This window comes from Streptomyces sp. I05A-00742, from assembly GCF_013055795.1.
GTDB lineage: Bacteria > Actinomycetota > Actinomycetes > Streptomycetales > Streptomycetaceae > Streptomyces.
This window is the reverse complement of sequence record NZ_JABETO010000005.1, coordinates 80,058-101,150: the sequence shown is the minus strand read 5'-3', so window position 1 is coordinate 101,150 and position 21,093 is coordinate 80,058. Positions and strand designations below refer to the sequence as shown.

At 72.0% G+C, this 21,093-nt stretch carries 19 protein-coding genes; 4 read left to right on the top strand and 15 right to left on the bottom strand.

What is annotated here, in order from left to right; translation table 11 throughout:
• Positions 1-81 precede the first annotated feature (81 nt).
• Positions 82-474, bottom strand: coding sequence for a hypothetical protein (locus HN013_RS06630; protein WP_171164001.1), 393 nt, complete (start codon positions 472-474; stop codon positions 82-84).
• Between the two features lie 217 nt (positions 475-691).
• Between HN013_RS06630 and HN013_RS06625 the strand changes: the two genes are divergently transcribed.
• Complete coding sequence (locus HN013_RS06625; protein WP_171164000.1) at positions 692-1,129, top strand: hypothetical protein; 438 nt, start codon at positions 692-694, stop codon at positions 1,127-1,129.
• 101 nt (positions 1,130-1,230) lie between these two features.
• Here HN013_RS06625 and HN013_RS06620 read toward each other — a convergent pair whose 3' ends face one another.
• The 7 genes from HN013_RS06620 to HN013_RS06590 all read right to left on the bottom strand — a co-directional run bounded on the left by HN013_RS06620 (position 1,231) and on the right by HN013_RS06590 (position 8,679).
• On the bottom strand, positions 1,231-1,659 hold the full coding sequence (locus tag HN013_RS06620) for a hypothetical protein (RefSeq protein ID WP_171163998.1): 429 nt from the start codon (positions 1,657-1,659) through the stop codon (positions 1,231-1,233).
• Positions 1,656-2,366, bottom strand: coding sequence for a vWA domain-containing protein (locus HN013_RS06615; RefSeq protein WP_171163996.1), 711 nt, complete (start codon positions 2,364-2,366; stop codon positions 1,656-1,658). The genes HN013_RS06620 and HN013_RS06615 overlap by 4 nt, the downstream gene beginning before the upstream one ends.
• A 14-nt stretch (positions 2,367-2,380) precedes the next feature.
• Positions 2,381-3,529: a protein kinase domain-containing protein gene (locus tag HN013_RS06610; protein WP_212764041.1), complete on the bottom strand. Its 1,149-nt coding sequence runs from the start codon at positions 3,527-3,529 to the stop codon at positions 2,381-2,383.
• Positions 3,526-4,683, bottom strand: a complete 1,158-nt coding sequence (locus tag HN013_RS06605; RefSeq protein WP_212764040.1) for a serine/threonine protein phosphatase — start codon at positions 4,681-4,683, stop codon at positions 3,526-3,528. The genes HN013_RS06610 and HN013_RS06605 overlap by 4 nt, the downstream gene beginning before the upstream one ends.
• Positions 4,680-5,900: a hypothetical protein gene (locus HN013_RS06600; RefSeq protein WP_171163995.1), complete on the bottom strand. Its 1,221-nt coding sequence runs from the start codon at positions 5,898-5,900 to the stop codon at positions 4,680-4,682. The genes HN013_RS06605 and HN013_RS06600 overlap by 4 nt, the downstream gene beginning before the upstream one ends.
• Positions 5,901-5,936: 36 nt before the next feature.
• On the bottom strand, positions 5,937-8,201 hold the full coding sequence (locus HN013_RS06595) for a hypothetical protein (RefSeq protein ID WP_171163992.1): 2,265 nt from the start codon (positions 8,199-8,201) through the stop codon (positions 5,937-5,939).
• A gap of 82 nt (positions 8,202-8,283) precedes the next feature.
• A complete protein-coding gene (locus HN013_RS06590) occupies positions 8,284-8,679 on the bottom strand; it encodes a hypothetical protein (protein ID WP_171163990.1) in 396 nt (131 codons plus the stop codon).
• Positions 8,680-8,810: 131 nt separating this feature from the next.
• Between HN013_RS06590 and HN013_RS34100 the strand changes: the two genes are divergently transcribed.
• Positions 8,811-9,044 carry a DUF255 domain-containing protein gene (locus HN013_RS34100; RefSeq protein ID WP_212764039.1) on the top strand — a complete coding sequence of 78 codons (234 nt, stop codon included), beginning with the start codon at positions 8,811-8,813 and terminating at the stop codon, positions 9,042-9,044.
• Here the strand turns inward: HN013_RS34100 and HN013_RS06580 are convergent.
• Positions 9,037-9,603, bottom strand: coding sequence for a Uma2 family endonuclease (locus HN013_RS06580; RefSeq protein WP_171163988.1), 567 nt, complete (start codon positions 9,601-9,603; stop codon positions 9,037-9,039). The genes HN013_RS34100 and HN013_RS06580 overlap by 8 nt on opposite strands.
• Before the next feature lie 228 nt (positions 9,604-9,831).
• On the opposite strand from HN013_RS06580, the gene HN013_RS06575 reads away from it, so the two are divergent.
• A complete protein-coding gene (locus HN013_RS06575) occupies positions 9,832-11,868 on the top strand; it encodes a thioredoxin domain-containing protein (RefSeq protein WP_171163986.1) in 2,037 nt (678 codons plus the stop codon).
• Positions 11,869-11,916: 48 nt separating this feature from the next.
• Here the strand turns inward: HN013_RS06575 and HN013_RS06570 are convergent, their stop codons facing one another.
• The 3 genes from HN013_RS06570 to HN013_RS06560 all read right to left on the bottom strand — a co-directional run bounded on the left by HN013_RS06570 (position 11,917) and on the right by HN013_RS06560 (position 15,329).
• Positions 11,917-12,540 (bottom strand): TetR/AcrR family transcriptional regulator, encoded by a 624-nt coding sequence (locus tag HN013_RS06570; RefSeq protein WP_171163984.1) that lies wholly within the window; start codon positions 12,538-12,540, stop codon positions 11,917-11,919.
• A gap of 10 nt (positions 12,541-12,550) precedes the next feature.
• Positions 12,551-14,122 (bottom strand): MFS transporter, encoded by a 1,572-nt coding sequence (locus HN013_RS06565; RefSeq protein WP_171163982.1) that lies wholly within the window; start codon positions 14,120-14,122, stop codon positions 12,551-12,553.
• Positions 14,123-14,594: 472 nt separating this feature from the next.
• The gene (locus tag HN013_RS06560) at positions 14,595-15,329 is read right to left on the bottom strand and encodes a hemolysin III family protein (protein WP_171163980.1); all 735 of its coding nucleotides are present in this window, start codon (positions 15,327-15,329) and stop codon (positions 14,595-14,597) included.
• A gap of 271 nt (positions 15,330-15,600) precedes the next feature.
• Between HN013_RS06560 and HN013_RS06555 the strand changes: the two genes are divergently transcribed.
• Positions 15,601-17,430: a phosphoenolpyruvate carboxykinase (GTP) gene (locus HN013_RS06555; RefSeq protein WP_171163978.1), complete on the top strand. Its 1,830-nt coding sequence runs from the start codon at positions 15,601-15,603 to the stop codon at positions 17,428-17,430.
• Positions 17,431-17,550: 120 nt separating this feature from the next.
• On the opposite strand, the gene HN013_RS06550 is transcribed toward HN013_RS06555, so the two are convergent.
• The 3 genes from HN013_RS06550 to HN013_RS06540 all read right to left on the bottom strand — a co-directional run bounded on the left by HN013_RS06550 (position 17,551) and on the right by HN013_RS06540 (position 20,981).
• Positions 17,551-17,982 (bottom strand): hypothetical protein, encoded by a 432-nt coding sequence (locus HN013_RS06550; RefSeq protein ID WP_171163976.1) that lies wholly within the window; start codon positions 17,980-17,982, stop codon positions 17,551-17,553.
• An 83-nt stretch (positions 17,983-18,065) separates the two neighbouring features.
• Entirely contained in the window at positions 18,066-19,277 is a 1,212-nt protein-coding gene (locus tag HN013_RS06545) for a pyridoxal phosphate-dependent aminotransferase (RefSeq protein ID WP_171163974.1), read from the bottom strand.
• A gap of 87 nt (positions 19,278-19,364) precedes the next feature.
• Positions 19,365-20,981 (bottom strand): amidohydrolase family protein, encoded by a 1,617-nt coding sequence (locus HN013_RS06540; protein ID WP_171163972.1) that lies wholly within the window; start codon positions 20,979-20,981, stop codon positions 19,365-19,367.
• Positions 20,982-21,093: the final 112 nt, after the last annotated feature.

The window sequence follows — 21,093 nt, the reverse complement described above, 5'->3', positions numbered from 1 at the left end:
CAACTCGTACGGGCCCCGGCGGCGGAAGCGCGCGGGGCTCCTGCCGTCCGGACACCGGCCGCGGTGGCGCGCCGACGCCGGTCACTTGGGGGAGGGCTCCGAGGTCAGGTCCTCCTGACCGATTCGCGTGCCCGACCTGTAGATCGTCACGACGCTGTCGTGGATGTCGTACCGGTAAGGGGGGTTGCTCGCCTCGTATCCGTCGCCGGTCCGCTCGGCAGGCATGGCGATGCCCGGTTCGCGGTGATCGCTGAACTCACCGAAGTAGTACAGCTTGCCCCCGCCGGTGCGGCACAGCGTGATCTGTTTGTTCTTCGTGCGGAAGGCCTTGACCAGCTTCGCACCGTCACCCGACGGCAGCTCCTCGGCGATGCGCGTGGGGCAGGAAGCGGCGGCGGCGCTCGGGCTCTTGTCGGAGTCGTCCGGCGTGCTGGAGCCGGAGTCGAACGCACGCATGCAGCTCTGGGCGGCCACGAGGAGCACGACACCCAGGACGAGGGCGCCCAGACAGCTCGCGCAGCCGCTGCTCTTCTTCGCGGGAACCCGAGCCGGGGCCGGTGGCGGCGACCGGCGCGGCCCGGGAGCCGGGGGAGGCGGTGGGGCCGGGCGTGGGGCGGTCGGGGTGTAGCCCGTCGTGGCGGCGGGCGGCGGGTGGAAAAGACTCTCGGGGCGCGGGCTCGATGCCGGGCGCGTGGACCCCGTGGACGACGGCCGCTTCGGGGCGGACTTCCTGGCCGTCGACCCCGTCGACCCCGCCCGTCCCGTCGAGCCCGTCGAGCCCGACGAGGACGTGGTCTTCCTCGGGGTCGGCTTCTTGGGCCCCGGCCTCGCCGCACCGCCAGAAGCGGGCCTGGCCGGCTTGGCCGGCGACTTCTTCGCCGCCGGTCCGGCCGCGGGCTTTGTCGCCGCCTTCCAGCCGGTGCCGCAGACGAAGCACGAGGTATCCGCCTTGCGGTTGTCCCAGTCGCACTTGGCGCAGCGCCAGTCCGCGGCCGGCCTGGCCGGTGACGGTCGTTTGGCCGCCGGCCGCGGGGGACTCTTGCGGGGCGGGGCCGCGGCAGGAGCGGGGGCGGGTGCGCGTCGGGTGCTGCCGCAGAGCGTGCAGGCCTTCGCCGAGGGATCGTTGTAGTTGTCGCAGTCCGCGCAGCGCCAGTTGGCCGTCGCCGCCACCCCTGTACTGCCTTTCCTTGTCGCGTGCTTTTCTTGTTACGTGGGCCGGGGTTCCCCGGCTCAGTCGGCTTCGTTCTTGATCCGCTCCATGACCTCGTCGAAGAGTTCCTCGGACGCGGGGCCCGTGGGCGCCAGGACCCAGCCGTCCGTCCCCACGGGGACTCGGGCGAGCTCGGCGGTCTCGTCCTCGTCGGCCCGCCGGTCCGGCACGCCGTGCTCACGCCGCAACCGCTGGACCAGCTGCTCGGCGTCCTGGACGTGGTCGGCCGGGACGCCGGCCCGCACCACGATCAGGTCGGTCGCATCGGACGGCGCGCTCCCGAACCGGAATGCCAACTGCCCGGAGCCGTCGGCCGAGGTGGCGCGCATGGAGGCCTCGACGCAGCGTTCTGCCTTGACCCACAGATCCGCGGCGTCGGACCAGCGCAGCCCCAGGACCCCCTCCTCGTAGACGAGCCGGAATCCGGGCCACTCCAGCCGCAGGGTCACAGGCTGTTCGCGATCGTCTCGATGATCTCGTCCATCTCGAACTCCTCCAGTCCCTCGCCCGCCTTGGACTCGAAGTGCAAGGTGAGGTCCCACTCCTCGGAGATCGGGTCCTTCCACGGCTCCTGGTCCGGCGCGAACAGAACGAGCCGCTTGGCCGACTGCTCCATGACGGCGGTCTGGCTGCGGGCGTACCCCCACTGCTCGAAGAGATCGTCGATGCTGCGCGGGATGTTCGCCGGGTACGTCTGCGCGGAGGCGCCCACGGTACCGAGCGGGTGGGCGGGGGCATCCGTGAACATCACGATGACGTGGCGCCTGCGGTCCAGACCGGTCTCCCAGGGAGAGTTGATGGCGAGGGCGAGCGCTTCGAGGCCCGACTCCGGGATGTCACCGCCGCCGCCCGCCTCGATGCCGCGCACAAACCGTTCGAAGTCCTTGGCCTGGTCGGGCAGGCGCAGGAAGTCGGTCTGCTCGATCGCCGAAGCCGGGTCGTCACCGAAGTCCCGGAACGCGATGGTCTTCAGACGCAGCTGGCTGATCGACTTGCCCTTCTTCGCCATCACGTCGTTGAGCCGGTCGTGGAACTGCAGCGCGCTGGACTTCACGTTGTCGAGGACGGGAAACATGCTGCCGGTCGCGTCGATGCAGAGCACGATGTCGACGGCGTACTGCAGATTGCCCTGGTACTGGCCGTTGGTGAGGTTCATGTACGACTCCTGGTTCACGGTGCGTTGCGGTCCCGGCCGCGGTCGCCGAGGTTGATGCGTACGCGGGACGACCGGGGAGCAGGCGGGGCGGCCGGGGCCGGCGCGGTGTCCGGCTCCGGCGGAACGGGTGTGGGCCCGGCCGGTGCGGAGTGCGGCGCGGGGCCGCCCGGACGCGGGTTGAGGTTGACGCGGACCCGGCTCGTGCGCGGGCGGGGTGCCGAACTCTCCTCCGCGGGTGCCTTTTTCGGTGCCGCGGAGCCGGGCCGGCGGTGCTGGAGGGCACACACCTTCGGGTCCGACAGGACCTTGAGATACGCCGCCATGCGCGGACGCCGCTTGGGGTCCGCCTGGGTCGTGGCCCGCACCAGCCCCTGGATCTCGTCCGACAGACGCGGATCCAGACGCAGCGGCTCGCCCGCGTTGACCGCGTCCGCGGGAGAGTCGAACCGCGCGTCGTGGCGCGGGAGGTCACCCGTCAGGTAAAGGTGGGTCATCAGGCCGAGCGCGAACACATCCACGGCGCACGTCAGCCGCTCGGGGCCGACGGAGTCGTCCCTCCGCAGATAGCGGCGCCACTCCGGCGCCCCGTACACGGAGTCGCCGGAGATGTCCTCGGGGGCGGGCGGCCTCCCCGCGACGTACGAATCGTCGAAGTCGATCAGCTTCGCGGTGTGGAAGGCCGCGCCGTCCCGCTTCTGCACCAGCACGTTGAGCGGCTTGAGGTCGCCGTGCACCACGTCGATGTCGTGCAGCTGCTTCAGGCTGGCGCCGAGCGTCTTGAGCAGGACCATCTTCTGGCGCGGCTCCAGTGCTTGCGGCTTCTCCAGGTTGGAGGTGTCTATGCGCTCGGTGACCTTGTAGTAGGTGCTGCCCTCGTGGAAGAAGTCCGTGGCAAGCACGAGGTTGCCGCCACCGACGGCGTCGGGCCGCAGCCGTTTCATGATCGTGCGGTGCCGCTCCTCGAACTCCTGGGCCAGCTGCCGCCTGATCCGCAGGCTCGGCGAGTCACGGGCGTCGTCCTTGGGCCGCTTGGGCTCGAGGAACTGCTTGATGAAGTACTCGGTGCCGGACTTCTCGGCGAAGGCCCAGATGCACTTCCCGCCGTTGGCGTTGGTGGGCGCGGTGGTGACGCGGTAGCCCGCGATCACGTCTCCTTGTTTCATACGAGCTCCTGGGGCGCGTGCGGCAGATACGACTCGTAGTCCTCGCGGTACGCCTGCCACGACCGGTCCTGCCACGCCCTGATCCGGGCCGCGGTCCCGTGCGGATCCACGGCGGGGTCCGCGGCGGCCGTGAGGACGCTCGGCCTACCGCGCGACTGCTGGTCGGTCAGCTTCGCCAGCCTGGCCGCGAATTGGGACCGCAACTCGTCGAAGTCCTGGTAGCCGAGGGTCACCAGCGCGAGCGAGGCGTCGTCGGCCGTGAAGGACTCCACCTCGCGCCGGAGCAGGTGGGCCCATTCGGCCGCGCCACCGGCCTGCTGCAGCGTGTGCAGCAGGAGGTGCTCGAAGTCGGCGGGCGTGTGGACGTAGCCGAAGAACCCGTCGGTTGCCGCGACGAGCACGCACGGCAACCGCAGGGTCAGGTATTGGGTGTCGACGGAGAAGTCCCGGTCGGCGGAGACGAGATTGGTCATCGGCGGGTCGCTGCGCAGGAGCTCCAGCGCGTCGCTCTCCCGGGTGTGGTCGCGGGTGAGGACGTGCAGCCCGCTCTCCGGCAGCAGTGCGTACGCCCGTGAGTCACCCGCCCACAGCGGGCGCAGCCCGATCTCCGCTTCCCCGCGGGCGACCTGGTAGTGCACGCCCGCGAGGGTGGTGGGCAGCTGCCGGCGCATGGTGCCGCCGATCTTGCTGTGCCGCTGTGGTGCCTTGGCGAGGAAGTACTTCAGGTACGTGTGCAGCGACTGCGGTTCGGCACCCTGATGGCCCCTCGTGACGTCATGGAACCAGCACTCGGTGGCGAGCCGCGCTGTGCGCGCCCCGACCCAGGCACCGGTGCGGGACGTACCGTCGGGTGCCCGCCAGGCCGGGGCCGCGCCCGCGCCGCCCGAGCCGTCGAAGACGGCGAGCAGGCCCTGCCCCGACTCCCAGTGGTGGGCGACGAACGGCTCCGCGTCCTCCCCGCGGTCCGGCACCCGTTCGGTCCACACGGAGACCGCCTGGAGCTGCCCTTGGCCCTTGCCCCACGCGAGCCGGGGTGGCGTGGGGGCCGACGGTCCGCCGGGCACGGTGGGGCCGGGCGCGAGAGTCGCAGCCCCGGCCCACGGGGGCCGGGGCTGAGGGGACGGTTCGGTGGTGTCCCGGCGTGGATGGTTCATCGTGGCTCCCGGCCGGGACCGGCGGGCCGGCGTTTGGCGGTGCCGCGCACCCGGCTCACCCTGGGCTTCGGCGCCTCGGGAGTGGCCGGACGCGGGTGCGGGGCGCTGCCCGAGGACGGCAACGGTTCGTCCTCGGGCGGTGCGCCGGGCCGACGGGGTGCGTCACGGCCGGCGTCCCGCCCGTGGCCCGGGGCGTCGTCCGTACCGAACCCGCGCCGGCCGCCGGCCGTACGGCCTCCGGAGCCCCGGCCGGCACCGCGCGCCTCGGGGCCCTCACGCAGCACTTCGCCCCTGAGGGGCGGGGCCTCGGGCTCCTCCTCGGCGGGTTCGGCCGCGGCCGGTCCGAGGGCACGGGACAGCGAACCGCGCAGGCGTCCGCGCCGTGTCGCCGTCTCGAACAGGCCGTCCCCGTCCCGCAGCACCTCCTCCAGGACCGCGCGTTCCAGCTCCGTCTGCTCGAACGGCTCCCTGTCCCCGTCGCCTCGTTCCAGGACCATCCGCATGACCTCGCGCTTGACCTCGCGCTTCTCCGCCTCGCTCTTCTCGATCCAGGCGAGCGCGGCGCGCGGCCCCTCCTTCTCCATGATCTCGGCGATGAGGCCGTCGACGCCCTCGTCGCGGATCATCTCGACGTGCCGGGTGCGCCGCATGCGCGAGAGCCTGGTCTCCCGGACCACGTCCCTGAACGCGCGCCCGGTGGTGGCGATCTCGTCCTCGTCGACCAAGAGCTCGACGTGGATGCCGCGCAGGCGGATGGCGTCGTCACCGGTGAACGAGGCGACCACGGAGTTGAGCGCCTGCTCCGCCTCGTGGAACTCGGCGATGTCGTAGTCCCGTGCCACCTCCCGCAGCGTCCTGCGCAGATATCCGTACAGGGCGCCGCTCATGTCACGGATGCCGCGGGCGACGACCTTCGACGGGTCCGCGACCTTGCAGACCAGGTCGACGCGGCTGCGGAAGGAGAACGTGGGGTCGCGACTGAGCAGCGGGATGTCCAGGACGAGACGGTGCTCCCCGAGGTCCACCGTGAACACCGAGCGGTAGCTGCCGTACCGCGCCGACGGGATCTCCTCCCCGCTGCGGATCGTCAGCGAAGGGCCGCTGTCGCGGACCAGGACCAGGGCGCGGCCGGGGTCCGGCGGACGCAGCGGACTCGTCAGCCGCCACTTGGGCAGCTCGGCGACCTCGAGGACCGGATCGTATGTCTGTTCCTGCACGGTCGACCTTTCACCTCGCTCTCTTGCGTCTACAGGTCAGATGCGGCGGCGCAGCCACGCCGCGTTCGCCGACGGGCGGTCGGGGTCGGCCGACCATTTGTCGAGCCACCACAGCAGCCGTTCGCGGTGCTTGCCGGGTCTGCGGGCCACGTCGGCGAGGAGCGCCGCGATACGGTCGAGGCTCCCGGGACACAGGGGCGCGTAGGTGTCGATCCACTCCCGCAGGGCCGGCAGCGCGGAGTCCTGCACCGGGCGCCTGGCCAGCGCGCGCGCCCACAGCTCCGCGATCCGCTCACCGTGCTCGGGCAGGGAGCTGAGCAGCAGGGGCACCCCCGTGACGCCCGACGCCTCCGTCTTCGCCGACGGACGCTCGTACTTCGCCGACGGACGCTCGTACGGCCGGGACGCCGCGAAGACGAAGGCGGACAGCGTCTTGACGACCATGGGGGAGAGGTCCATGGGCGCGGACCAGTCCAGATAGGCGTCCAGGAGCGCGGCCGCCTGTCCTTGGTGGACGAGGTGGACGCCGCCCCAGGCGACCGACGGCAGCGTGCCCCAGTCGTCGCCGTGGTCGAGCGCGCCGCGCAGCACGCCGACGGCGCGGTCGGGGGCGGCCCGCCCGAGGATCCCGCCCACCGCGTTCGCCGCGGTGCCCGCGAGGCGCCGCTCGTACGCGGTGCTGCCGCCCCGGGCCCATTCCTCCAGCAACTCCCAGACGGCCTCGGCCGATTCGGGGCGGCTGCCGGCCACCCCGAGCGCGGTCGCCGCGGCCTGGCGCTGGGGCCAGGACGTACTGCCGGCCCAGCCGGTGAGGAACCGGTGCACCGCGTAGTGGTGGTCCGCCCAGGCGAGGACCCCGGCGGTGACGGAGGCCCGGGCCCGCACCTCCAGGTCGCGGTGGCCGAGCAGGCGGCGCAGCCACTCGAGGAAGGCCTCGCGGCGCCCGTCCAGCGTGCTCCACGCGTGGACCAGGACGGCCTGGCCGATCAGCGCGCCCCGGAACCGGACCCGGGGCGGGCCGCCCGCACCGAGCGGCCCCGAGCCGTCGGAGTCCAGCCGGATCCACTGCTGCTCATGGCCGAGACGATCGGCGAACCGCAGGTCCGGCGGGGCCGGTTCTGGCGGGGTCAGGGCGGCGTGCAGCTTCACGGCGGCCTCGGCGACGGTGAGGTAGCTGCTCTCCTCGAGCACCGCCGCGGCCAGCGCGAAGGCGACCGCCTCGGGCGCCCGGTGCTGGTGGAACCAGGAACGGACCTGGTCACTCGGATCACGCAGGGCCGCGACCGCGGCGGTCAGATCGCCCTCCGCGGTGATCACCGACGCGAGGCGTACGGCGTGCCGGGCGGCGGGCTGTTCCCGCAGCGCGCTGATGGCGTCGCCGGCCTCGAGGAGCGCGTGCAGCCGGGCCCGGGCAGCGGGCTCGGGCGCGTGGCCGAGCACCCGGCGCTCCAGGATCACCAGCGGGTCGAGCGGCGCGAGTTCATGACGGGCGAACGACTCGCTGCCGCTCGCGCTGGTGGCGGCGAGCGCGAGGTCGTGGCCGCCGGTGAGGACGAGCCGGCAGCCGGCCGCACGCAGGGCGGCGGCGACGGACGCCAACTGGCGCACCCCGAACTCCCGCGCACCCGTCGGCCCCTCGTCGACCTCCGCGACATATCCGCAGTTCTTCGCGGGCGGCTCCCAGCCGGGTTCGGTCAGGGCCGACGGGTCGAGCAGACGGTGACAGCCGCCGTCCTGGGTGCCGCTGAGAGCAGTGGCCTCGGACAGCAGGTTGACGGCGGTGGCCGTGCGCCCGCTGCCGGGCGGCCCGGTCAGCACGAGCAGAGCCTGCTCGCGCAGGTCGTCGAGGGCTGAGTCGTACCCTTCAGGCTGGATGAACAGCACGGTGTACTCGTCGAGTTCGGCGCTGTCGAGCGCGACCACCGCGCCTGCGCGCCGGGGTGCCCCCGTGCCGCGCGCACCTCCGGTGTGGAACCCGCCGCCGAAGCTGACGGTCTCGTTGAAGAGCGCGAGCGTGCCGATCCGGGTCCCTGACGCGTCGGCGTTCAGGCGTGCGGCGATGAGGTCGGCGATGGCGGACGCCCGCCGCGCCTCCGACCGCTCGGCGGCGTCGTGTCCGGCGTCCGAGGTGAGGGAACGCAGCGCGTCCGACTCACTGACGGGCCCGTCCCGCTCCTCGTCGAAGGGGCGCGCCTCGCCTTTCGGGGACTCCTCGGCGGACGGTGCGGTGTCCGCCGGCGCGCTGTCGGACGCGGAGGCGCCGACCGGCGGCCGGGGCTCCGGTGCTGCTTCCTCGCTCAATTGGATCGTGGTCTTCCGGGCTGTGACGGTGGTGCGGAGTGAACGCGGCGGGCGGTGTCCGGACGGACGGACGGACGGACGGCTACGAGATGTTCCAGTCGCCCTTGATCTCGACTTTCTCGTTGAACACCTGGGAGTTCTTGATCAGTGCCGCGTTGACCTGAGCACCGCCGCCCCGGGCCGCCACTGCCTCGTCCACCATGCGGCGCATCTCGTCCTCGAAGCCGCGGTCGAGCATCATGTGGGCGGCAAGAGTCCGCTCCAGGGCCTGCCGGGCGCTCTCGTCGTCGGGCGCCCGGGTCACTTCGACCAGCGCGGCCTCGGCCTCGGAGTCACCGCGGAACCGCGCGCGGATCCGCTCGATCAGCCGAGCACCGCCGCTCCACCCCGAACGCCCGGCCTCCTGACCCGCGCTCTCCAGCGCCCCCTTGACCACGAGCGCGACACCCGCGGCCGCGACAGCCGTGACCGGATCCATTGCATTCCCCCCGATTTCACCCACAGGCCGATGGCTCATGCGGCCCGGCCCGCCAAGCTAGGCCATGTGGGTGGAGGCTGGGCAGGTTTTCTCTCATCTTCGGTGCAGGTTGGCTGAAAGTTGTCACCTGCATGGATCAGCGGCGACCGAGCGGCGAGGGTTTCGAGCCGACCGCACGGAGCCCGGCGTCCGGTCGCCGGTCGGTGCGGCTCGGGTTGTGCGACACGCCTTGTGAATCGACTGGCCAACTCTCAGTCGCCCTTCTGCTCCGGCACGCCTCCAACCCGGTGGACTGGTGGCCATGGGGAGAGGAGGCGATGGCGGAAGCGCAGCGGCGGGACGTGCCCATCCTCTTCCCTACATGACCCCAAGATCGACCGCGACGGAGAAGGGCGCGGTGGCCTTCACCGCGCCGGTGAACATCTCACCGTCCCTGTAGACCTTTGTGGCGGGATCAAGAACGTAGGTGTAGATGATCGGGATCCCGGTGGCGGCTTGCTCGACTCGCCAGTAGAAGGGGATGCCGGCCTTGGCGTACTGGTCCACCTTCACGATCCGGTCAGTGGTCTCCGAGCCGGGCGACACGACCTCGACGACCAGCAGTACGTGCTCGGGGCGGGTGGGTGTGAGGTCGATGGTCTCTGCCCGGTAGACGATGACGTCAGGGCGGCGGTTGGTGAGCGGAACGTCCTGCAGGCGGACGTCGAAGTCCGTGTCCGCGTTCCAGCCAGGGCCTGCAGCTGCGTCCAGGGCATTGGCCAGGATCCGCGCCAGCCGGTTGTGCCGCTTGGAGGCGCTCGGACTCACGACGACCATCCCGTCCACGATCTCGATGCCGGCGCACTGCTCCTCGGACCAGGAGTCGTACTGTTCCGCGCTGATCTGCGTATGCATCCACGCGGGCGCCACCATCTCGGCGGTCATGGTGTACCTCCTTCGAGGAGCCTACGCAGGTCCGGCGCTGCTGCGCCCAGCCTACTGTTCCGCGGTGTCGGACCGCCCGACTCGGACGAACGCGGGAAAAGTTCGACACCGGCCCCGAGGGGGAGGAGTCGCCCGCCACGTGATGGCTCACACATGCAATTCGGCCAGGCGAGGCGGGCGCGTGACGGTTTCGCCGGTCGCGCCAGGCGCTGTGAGAGGCTGGGTCGTATGAACCGGTTGGCTGGTATGACCTCGCCTTATCTGCTTCAGCACGCAGGCAACCCGGTCGACTGGTGGCCGTGGTCGGCCGAGGCCTTCGCCGAGGCGCGGCGGCGGAACGTACCGGTGCTGCTGAGCGTCGGCTATTCGAGCTGTCACTGGTGTCATGTGATGGCGGCCGAGAGCTTCGAGGACGACGACACGGCCGCCTACCTCAACGAGCACTTCGTCCCGGTCAAGGTCGACCGCGAGGAACGGCCCGACATCGACGCCGTCTACATGGAGGCCGTTCAGGCCGCCACCGGCCAGGGCGGCTGGCCCATGACGGTCTTTCTCACCCCCGACGCCGAACCCTTCTACTTCGGCACCTACTTCCCGCCCGCGCCCCGGCACGGTATGCCCGGGTTCCGGCAGGTGCTGGAGGGGGTGACGGCGGCCTGGCGGGACCGGCGGGACGAGGTGGGGGAGGTGGCGGGGCGCATCGTGCGTGATCTGTCCGAGCGGACGCTCGCCACGCCCGGCGCGCAGCCGCCCGCCGCCGACGAGCTGCACCTGGCCCTGATGGCGCTGACCCGCGACTTCGACGCGGTGCGCGGCGGCTTCGGCGGGGCGCCGAAGTTCCCGCCGCCCATGGTGCTGGAGTTCCTGCTCCGTCATCATGTCCGCACCGGCTCGGCCGCCGCCCTCGACATGGTGACGGCCACCTGCGAGGCCATGGCGCGCGGCGGGATCCACGACCAGCTGGGCGGCGGCTTCGCGCGCTACTCCGTGGACGCCGGCTGGGTCGTGCCGCACTTCGAGAAGATGCTGTACGACAACGCCCTGCTGTGCCGGGTCTACGCGCACCTCTGGCGGGCCACCGGCTCGGAGTCCGCCCGGCGGGTCGCCCTGGACACCGCCGACTTCCTGGTCCGGGAGATGCGCACCGACCAGGGCGGCTTCGCCTCGGCCCTGGACGCGGACAGTGAGGACGAGCGGGGACGGCACACCGAGGGCGCGTACTACGTCTGGACCCCGGAGCAGCTGCGTGAGGTGCTGGGCGAGGCGGACGCGGAGCTCGCGGCGTTCACCTTCGGCGTCACGGAGGAGGGCACGTTCGAGGAGGGCGCGTCCGTCCTCCAACTGCCGGACACCGAGCGGCTCGTGGACGCCGACCGGATCGCGTCCGTCAAGGAGCGGCTGCTGGCCGCGCGCGAGCGGCGCGTTCGCCCCGGCCGGGACGACAAGGTCGTGGCGGCCTGGAACGGTCTGGCGGTCGCGGCGCTGGCCGAGACCGGCGCGTACTTCGACCGCCCGGACCTCGTCCAGGCGGCGACGGACGCCGCCGACCTCCTCGTCCGGACGCACATGGACTGGAACGCGCGGCTCTTCCGCACCTCCCTGGACGGCGTCGCGGGCGGTCACGCGGGCGTGCTGGAGGACTACGCGGACGTCGCCGAGGGCTTTCTCGCCCTGTCGGCGGTCACCGGGGAGGGTGTCTGGGTGGACTTCGCGGGGCTGCTGCTGGACACCGTTCTCATCCGCTTCCGGGACGAGAGCGGCGCGCTCTTCGACACCGCCGACGACGCCGAGGCCCTGATCCGCCGCCCGCAGGACCCGACGGACAACGCCACCCCGTCCGGCTGGACCGCGGCGGCGGGGGCGCTGCTGACGTACGCGGCGCTCACCGGGAGCGCCCCGCACCGGGAGGCGGCCGAACGGGCGCTCGGCGTGGTGCGGGCGATCGGGCCCAAGGCGCCGCGCTTCATGGGCTGGGGCCTGGCGGTGGCCGAGGCGCTGCTCGACGGGCCCCACGAGGTCGCCGTCGTCGGCCCGGCCGACGACCCCGCCACCCGGGAGCTGCACCGCGCCGCCCTGCTCTCGCGGCGCCCCGGGCTGGCCGTGGCGCTGGGCGAGCCGGCGTCGGCGACGGCGGCGGAGGTGCCGCTGCTGGCGGACCGGCCGCTGCTGGCCGGCCGCCCCGCCGCGTATGTGTGCCGCGGCTTCACGTGCGACGCGCCGACGGGCGATCCCGGGGAGCTCGCGGCGAAACTGGCGGGCCGCTGAGGCCGCGGCCCCCGGGAGACACAGGCCCGGGGGCGGAGGGCCCGGGGGTCAGAGGGTGAGCCCCCGCTCCAGCACCGCCAGCGACCGGTCCACGTAGACCACCGGATCACCGGTCTGTCCCTCGTCGACCCAGGCCATCAGGGCCTCCTGCATCGCCGCCAGCATCGCGGTGGTCACCACGCGCACCTCGAGGTCGTTCTCGGACCGGCCGGCGCGCCCGGCCAGTACGGCGCGCAGCATCTTCGCCGACCCGGCCATGCCCTCCCCGGAGCGGGCCCGCAGCCCGGGGACGTCCCGGATGAGCCGGGTCCGCATGCGCATCTCGGGGCTGTTGCTGTCGAGGATGCCGCGCAGGCCCTCGACGATGGTGTTGCGGATGGCCGTCAGCGGGGCCTCGTCGGCGGGACGGGCCCGGAGCGCCGCTTCCAGGACCGGGTCGTACTCGTCGGTGAGGACGATGTCCTCCTTGGTGGGGAAGTACCGGAAGACGGTGCTGGGTGAGACGTCGGCGGCGTCCGCGATCTGATCCACGGGGGTCGCGTCGTACCCCTGTTCCTCGAAGAGCCGGTAGGCGGCGGTGCGGATCGCCTGTCGGGTCTGGATCTTCTTCCGTTCGCGCAGCCCGAGCCGGGGACCCGGCTGCGCGGCGGCGGAGGTGCGTGCCGATGCCATAACCGCATTGTCAGGCATCAGACGTTTCGGAGGCCACAGAGATGGCGGACTCCGGGTCTTCCTGCCGTTCGCGGGTGTCCGGCAGGAAGGCGCCCACCAGCAGGGCCGCGGCGAAGGCTATGACACCGCAGACCAGCAGCGCCAGGTTCATACCGTGCAGGAAGGCGGCGTCGGCCGACCGCAGCAGGGCGGCGTCGGCCAGCTTCGCGGCCACCAGGTGAGCGCTCATGACGGAGTCCCCGGCCGCTGCCGCGGCGGCGTCCGGCAGCCCGCCGGTGTCCAGCCGCGCGGTGTAGGCGCCGGTCAGCAGGCTGCCCAGGGCCGCGAGGCCGACGGCGCTCGCGACCTGGCGGAGCGTCATCAGCAGCCCCGAGCCGACGCCCACCCGGTCGCGGGGCAGGGCGCCGAGGGCGCTGCTCATGGCGGGGATCACGGCGAATCCGAAGCCGATGCCCACCACGGTCAGCCACAGGGCGGTGAAGCCGTAGCCGTCGCCGACGGCGGTACTGCTGCCGAGGAGGGCGCCCGCGCCCATCACGATCAGACCGCCGGGGATGACCAGGCGCGCCCCGACCCGCTTGACCAGGAGCGGGGCGAGGCGGGAGGAGACCAGCATGCCGAGGGGCATCGGGATCATCCGGAGTCCGGTGCCGAAGGCGTCGTTGCCGAGGACGGTCTGGAGGTAGGAGGGGAGGACGAAGAGCAGGCCGGTGAAGGTGAACATCACCAGGGACGCGGCGACGGTGTTCCACAGGAAGCCGCGGTGGCGCAGCAGTGTGAGGTCGAGCATCGGGCGCGTCTGCCGGCGGGAGCGCAGGACCAGCAGGGTGAGCAGGACGATGGCGGCGGCCAGGGTGCCGAGCACCGGAGCGGAGCCCCAGCCGCGTCCCGGGCCCTCGGTGACGCCGTAGACGAGGGCGCCGAGGCCGCCCGCGGCGAGGACCGTGGTGAGGGCGTCGACGGCGGGCGCGGCGGGGTCGCCGGACTCGGGGAGCAGGAGGCGGCAGGCCACGAGGGCGGCCCCGATGAGCGGCAGGTTGATCAGGAAGACCGAGCCCCACCAGAAGTGGTCGAGCAGCAGTCCGCCGATGATGGGCCCGAGCGGCAGGCCGAGCGCGGAGGCGGCGGAGACCGCGCCGATGGCCTTGCCGCGCTCCTCCGGGGCGAACAGTGCCGGGAGCACGGCCATGGCGAGCGGCAGCATCAGCGCGGCGCCGGCCCCCATGACCGCGCGGGCTGCGATGACGGCGGTCGCGTCGTGGGCGAGGGTGCCGGCCAGTGAGCCGGCGAGGAAGACGGTCAGGCCGAGGATGAGCATCCGCCGGCGGCCGAAGCGGTCGCCGAGCAGGCCCGCGGGGAGCATCAGGGCCGCGAGGACGACGAGGTAGGAGTCGGCCATCCACTGCAAGGTGCCGGCGTCGGCGTCCAGTTCGGTGGCCATGGTCGGCAGGGCCACGTTGAGGATCGTGCCGTCGAAGCCCAGGACCAGCATGCAGGCGACGATCGCGACCAGGGCCCACCAGCGGCGGGGATCCGGGTGGGGTCCTGTGGTGGGTGGGGATATGGCGGGCGCGGTCGTCACGGGCACACTCCTCGAACGCTGATGAACGTTGCAGTCTTTTGACAGTAACTCTCAAAAGATGGGGAGTGTCAACCGTTAACAGGTTTGGTGCTCGCTCCTGACGCGACGCTGATGTCAGAGGGGTGTGTCACGCTGTGTACAGGGCAGGGGAGCGGTCAGTGAGAGACCGAAAGGGAGGGATGATCCCGTGATGGGTGCAGTGGTGAACGCCGTCGCCGTACTGATCGCGGCGCTGAGCGTGGGCGCCTACGTGGTCGCCGGTGAGATGGCGGTGCTGCTCGTGGTGATGGCCGGCGTCGGGGGCCTGGCATGGCGAGTGGCCGTGACCTCTCGGCCACGGCCACTGCGGATGGTGCGTCGGGGGCGTCGCGCTCCCCGGTCGGCGCCGGACGGCCGGTGGGCCGGGCCGTCGGGGGCGCGGAAAAGGTTGTCGGGCGCGCGGGACGGGTGGTCGGGCGCGCGGAAGGGGCGGTCAGGCGTGCGTATAGGCCACGAGAGAGATGCCCACGTAGTGGACGACGAAGGCGGCCAGCGTCAGTGAGTGGAACACCTCGTGGAAACCGAACCAACGCGGTGACGGATTCGGGCGCTTGATGCCGTAGATGACGCCGCCGGCGCTGTAGAGGAGGCCGCCGATGATCACCAGGACGAGGACGGCGATACCGCCCTTGCGCAGGAAGTCGGGCAGGAAGAAGACCGCTGCCCAGCCCATGGCGATGTAGCAGGGGGTGTAGAGCCAGCGCGGCGCGCCGACCCAGAAGACGCGGAAGGCGATGCCGGCCGCGGCCGCGGCCCAGACCGCCCAGAGCAGCACCTGGCCGCGGCCGCCCGGGACCAGGAGCATCGTCAGCGGCGTATAGGTGCCCGCGATGATCAGGAAGATATTGGCATGGTCGAGGCGGCGGAGCACGGCCGTGACGCGCGGGCTCCAGTCGCCGCGGTGGTAGAGGGCGCTGATGCCGAACAGCAGGCAGGCGCTGAGGACATAGACGGCACAGGCGATCCGGCCGCGGGTGCTGTCCGCGAGGGCGGTCAGGAAGACGCCGGAGATCAGGACGGCTGGGAACATCCCGGCGTGCAGCCAGCCGCGGAGCCGCGGCTTGACGACTGCCGACAGGGACTCGGAAGGGGTGCTGGAAGGCGCGGTGGTCGCGGCACCGGCGGGAGTAGCGGGCGCGACGGGCGCCGCGTCGGACGCGGGTGTCATGGCCCAATGTTACCTACGCCACCGTAGGTTACGGACCGGTATCACGTGGCGATGGTCACGGGAGTGCCCCCTGGACAGAACCGAAACGGAGTCGGATGATCAAATGAGTGCGGGCGGCACCGGATGAGCGGTCACGAAGCGTCTGGGTCGCAGCCCCCAAGGGGCGAAGTGCAGATGCGGGCCAACTGCCGGGTCAGGCAAGCGGAAGGCTCGTTCCACCCTCAATAAGTGACGCCGGGCGCCCGTGGGCCCCCGGCGGGACGGAGCGATCGTGGCGCGCGCAAATGCGGCTCCCACCACCCCCACCAACCACCAGGAACTGATCTCCTGGGTCGATGAGATCGCCGCCCTCACCCAGCCGGACCGGGTCGTCTGGTGCGACGGCTCCGAGGCCGAGTACGAGCGCCTGTGCGAGGAGCTCGTCGCCAAGGGCACCTTCCGGAAGCTCGACCCGGTCAAGCGCCCCAACTCGTACTACGCGGCCTCCGACCCCACGGACGTGGCGCGCGTCGAGGACCGCACGTTCATCTGCTCCGCCAAGGAGGAGGACGCCGGTCCGACCAATCACTGGAAGGACCCCGCCGAGATGCGGGAGATCTTCCAGGGTGAGCAGGGGCAGAACGGCATCTTCCGCGGCTCCATGCGCGGTCGGACCATGTACGTCGTGCCGTTCTGCATGGGCCCGCTCGGCTCCCCGCTCTCCGCGATCGGCGTCGAGATCACCGACTCCGCGTACGTCGCCGTCTCCATGCGCACCATGACCCGCATGGGACAGCCGGTCCTCGACGAGCTCGGCTCCGACGGCTTCTTCGTCAAGGCCGTCCACTCGCTCGGCGCCCCGCTGGCCGAGGGCGAGGCCGACGTCCCGTGGCCGTGCAACTCCACCAAGTACATCTCGCACTTCCCCGAGGACCGCGAGATCTGGTCCTACGGCTCCGGCTACGGCGGCAACGCCCTGCTGGGCAAGAAGTGTTACGCCCTGCGCATCGCCTCCGTCATGGCCCGCGACGAGGGCTGGCTCGCCGAGCACATGCTCATCCTCAAGCTGACCCCGCCGCAGGGCGAGGCGAAGTACGTGGCCGCGGCCTTCCCGTCCGCCTGCGGCAAGACCAACCTCGCCATGCTGGAGCCGACCATCTCCGGGTGGACGGTGGAGACCATCGGCGACGACATCGCCTGGATGCGCTTCGGCGAGGACGGCCGCCTCTACGCCATCAACCCCGAGGCGGGCTTCTTCGGCGTCGCCCCCGGGACCGGCGAGCACACCAACGCCAACGCGATGAAGACCCTGTGGGGCAACGCGGTCTTCACCAACGTCGCCCTGACCGACGACAACGACGTGTGGTGGGAGGGCATGACCGAGGAGCAGCCCGCCCACCTCACCGACTGGAAGGGCAACGACTGGACGCCGGAGTCCGGCACCCCGGCCGCCCACCCCAACGCCCGCTTCACCGTTCCCGCCGCACAGTGCCCGATCATCGCGCCCGAGTGGGAGGACCCCAAGGGCGTGCCGATCTCGGCGATCCTCTTCGGCGGCCGCCGCGCCTCGGCCGTGCCGTTGGTGACCGAGTCCTTCAGCTGGCAGCACGGCGTCTTCATCGGCGCCAACGTCGCCTCCGAGAAGACCGCCGCCGCCGAGGGCAAGGTCGGCGAGCTGCGCCGCGACCCGTTCGCCATGCTGCCGTTCTGCGGCTACAACATGGGCGACTACATGGGACATTGGATCAAGGTCGGCGAGGGCAAGGACCAGTCCAAGCTGCCGAAGATCTACTACGTCAACTGGTTCCGCAAGGACGCCGAGGGCCGCTTCGTCTGGCCGGGCTTCGGCGAGAACGGCCGCGTGCTCAAGTGGATCGTCGAGCGCCTGGAGGGCAGGGCGGACGGCGTCGAGACGCCGATCGGCGTCCTGCCGACGCGCGAGGCGCTCGACACGGAGGGCCTGCGGCTCGCCGACGCCGACCTCGACCTGCTGCTCTCGGTCGACAAGGAGGTCTGGCGCGAGGAGGCCGCGCTGGTGCCGGAGCACCTCAACACCTTCGGCGAGCACACGCCGAAGGAGCTGTGGGACGAGTACCGGGCGCTGGTGAAACGCCTGGGCTGAGACGCCTGGGCTGAGGTGACGGCGTGCGGGCGGGGGAACCCGGCCCGCACGCCCCGCCCGGGGCCCGGTCCCCGACCCGAAGTACCCGAACGCCGGACGGTCCGCCCGTCCGGCGTTCTCTCATGCCTCGTCCGTGATCCCCAGCGCCGCCGCGTGCGCCCGCAGGCGCTCCTCGGCCAGCGCCGCCCCGGCGGCGTCGCCCCGGGTGCCGGCGACGACGAGTGCCTGGCCGGCCAGCATGTGGGCCCGCTGGTGCAGGGCGTGCACCCGTGAGGGGCCGCCGTCGGCCGCGGTCGGGACCGCCCGCAGCGGGGCGTGGCCGCCGCGCAGGCGCTCGACCCGGGCGGCCAGCAGCCGGGCGGCGTCGTCCAGCCCGGCGGACGGGTCCAGGGCGCGGAGTTCATCGGTCACGGTGAGCAGCGCCGTCAGATGGCCCGCGAGCCGGATGTCGAGCTCCTGCTCACGGGAGCGGCGCGGCCCGTGGGCGCCGTGGGTGTCGCGCGCGAACGCGGTCATGGTGTGGACCGACTTGGTGCGGATCGGCTCGTACATCGGATGGGCCTCCTGTCCTCCTCAGAAGGCCATCCTAACTTAGATTCTGTCTAAAGTTGTGTTCTGTATGAGACGGGAGGGGTTCAGGGCTGGCTGTAGCCGTCCAGGAAGGTGCCGATCCGGGTCACCGCGTCCGCCAGGTCCTTGGCGTTCGGCAGTGTGACCAGGCGGAAGTGGTCCGGCTCCGGCCAGTTGAAGCCCGTGCCGTGGACGACCATGATCTTCTCGGCGCGGAGCAGGTCCAGCACCATCTGCCGGTCGTCCTTGACCTTGTAGACCTTGGGGTCGAGCCGCGGGAAGGCGTAGAGCGCGCCCTTCGGCTTCACACAGGTCACACCCGGGATCCGGGTCAGCAGCTCGTACGCCACGTCCCGCTGCTCCAGCAGCCGGCCGCCCGGCAGGACCAGCTCGTTGATCGACTGCCGGCCGCCGAGGGCGGTGGCCACCGCGTACTGGGCGGGCATGTTGGCGCACAGCCGCATATTGGCCAGGATCGTCAGACCCTCGATATAGCTGTCGGCGTGCGCCTTCGGCCCGCACACCGCCATCCAGCCGCTGCGGTAGCCCGCGACCCGGTACGCCTTGGACAGCCCGTTGAAGGTGAGGGTCAGCAGGTCGGGGGCGATGGCGGCGGTCGGGGTGTGGGTGACGCCGTCGTAGAGGATCTTGTCGTAGATCTCGTCGGAGCAGACGATCAGGTTGTGGCGGCGGGCGATCTCCGTCAGGCCGCGCAGCATCTCGTCGTCGTAGACGGCACCCGTGGGGTTGTTGGGGTTGATGATGACGAGCGCCTTGGTGCGGTCGGTGATCTTGCGCTCGATGTCGGCCAGGTCCGGCATCCAGTCCGACTGTTCGTCGCAGCGGTAGTGCACCGCCGTGCCGCCCGCCAGCGAGACCGACGCCGTCCACAGCGGGTAGTCCGGTGCGGGGACGAGGACTTCGTCGCCGTCGTCGAGCAGTGCCTGCATCGACATCTGGATGAGCTCCGAGACACCGTTGCCCAGGTAGACGTCCTCGACGGACAGTTCGATGCCCTTGGTCTCGTAGTGCTGCACCACCGCGCGCCGGGCGGCGGGCAGGCCCTTGGCGTCGCCGTAGCCGTGTGCGTCGCCGACGTTCCGCAGCATGTCCTCCAGGATCTCCGGGGGACACTCGAATCCGAAGATCGCCGGGTTGCCGGTGTTGAGCTTGAGGATGCGATGGCCCGCTGCCTCCAGCCGCATCGCCTCCTCCAGCACCGGACCACGGATCTCGTAGCAGACATTGGCGAGTTTCGTTGACTGGATCACCTGCATGACGGCCACCCTACGGGGGCGCGTGGGGACACGCGCGGGCTTTCCCGGCGGGCGCCGGGCGGGCGAAGGGCGCTGTTCAGGGCTTGTTCAGGGCCGCGGAGTGCGGCGGACCGAGCGCCCCGCGAGGACGTCCGTACGCCGTCCGTCTTCCATCGCAAAGCGTCCGGCAATCAGGACATAAGGAATGCCGGTCGGAAGTCGTCGAGGATCTTCGAAAGTGGAGCCGGCGGCGACCGTCTCCGGATCGAAGAGCACCAGATCGGCCCGGTGTCCGACCCGGACCAGGCCCCGGTCCGGCAGCCGGAGCCGGGCCGCGGGACGCGACGTGAGATGCGCCACGCACTCCTCCAGCGAGAGGACCCCCAGCTCGCGCACATAGTGCCCGAGGTAGTGCGGGAAGGTGCCGTACGCCCGCGGATGCGGCCTGGAGCCGTGCAGGATGCCGTCACTCCCTCCGGTGTGCGCCGGGTGGCGCATGATCTCCCGGACGTTGCCCTCGTGCCCGACGTGCAGGAGGACCGTCGTCCCCAGCCGGTCCTCGACCAGCAGCCGCCGGGCCGTCGCCCAGGGCTCCTCGCCGCGCTCGCGGGCCGCCCCCGCCAGGGTCCTGCCGCCGTACGCCGCCGAGAGCCGCTCGTCCGCCGTGCCCGACACCTCGACCGCCGACCAGTCGACGGGCACCCCGTGATGGCCGTCCGAGCCCGTCACCTCCAGGGCGTGCCGGATCCGCGCGGCCGTCACGTCGTCCCGCAGCCGGGCGAGCACCGCCTCCGGGCCGCCCTCCGCCGCCCAGCCCGGCAGCAGGGACACGAGCGTGGTGCACCCCGGGGTGTAGGGGTAGGAGTCGAGGCTGATGTCCACCCCCTCCGCGCGGGCGGCGTCCAGCAGGCGCAGGAGTTCGGGCGCGCGCCCCTCGTTCCCCGGGAAGTTGAGCACCGCGTGCGCGAGGTGCAGCGCGCACCCGGCGGCGCGCGCCACCTCGGTCATCTCCGCGTACGCCCGCAGGGCGCCCGCGCCGTACGAACGGTGGTGCGGGCAGTAGTAGCCGCCGTACCGGGCCACGACCCGGCACAGCGCGGTGAGTTCGGCGTCGTCCGCGTACATCCCGGGCGCGTACGTGAGCCCCGACGACAGCCCCACGGCCCCCTGCTCCAGCCCCTCCGCCACGAGCCGCCGCATCGTGTCGAGCTCCGCCCCCGTGGCCGGGCGGTCCTCCCACCCGACGGCCAGCATCCGGACGGTGCCCTGCGGCACCAGGTACGCGGCGTTGACGGCGATGCCGGCGCCGTCGAAGCCGTGATCGAGACGGTCCAGATACCCGCCGACCGACCGCCAGCCGAAGTCGATGTCCCCGCCGTCACCGTTCCACCCCGTGATCAGGGTCCGCACCTCGCCCAGGGTGCGGTCGTCCACCGGCGCGTACGAGAGTCCGTCCTGCCCGACGACCTCCAGCGTCACCCCCTGCGCGAGCTTCGCCTCGTGCCCGGGGTCCCGCAGCAGCGCGAGGTCGCTGTGCGCGTGCATGTCGACGAACCCGGGCGCCAGCGCCAGCCCGTGGGCCTCCACCGTGCGCCGCCCCGACGGCCGCCGACCCCCTTCCCCGACAACAGCCGCGATCCGGCCCCCGGCCAGCCCCACGTCCGCCCGGAAGGACGGACTCCCGGAGCCGTCGATGACGCGCACGTCGCGGAGCACGGTGTCCATGCGGCTGCCTCTCTCCCGGGCCCGGCCCGACGCCTGGGCGCCCTCAGCAGATCCTCCGGAACGGGACTCCCGGGAGACAGGCGCGCCAGCCGGTTTCGGACAGTCCGCCCGT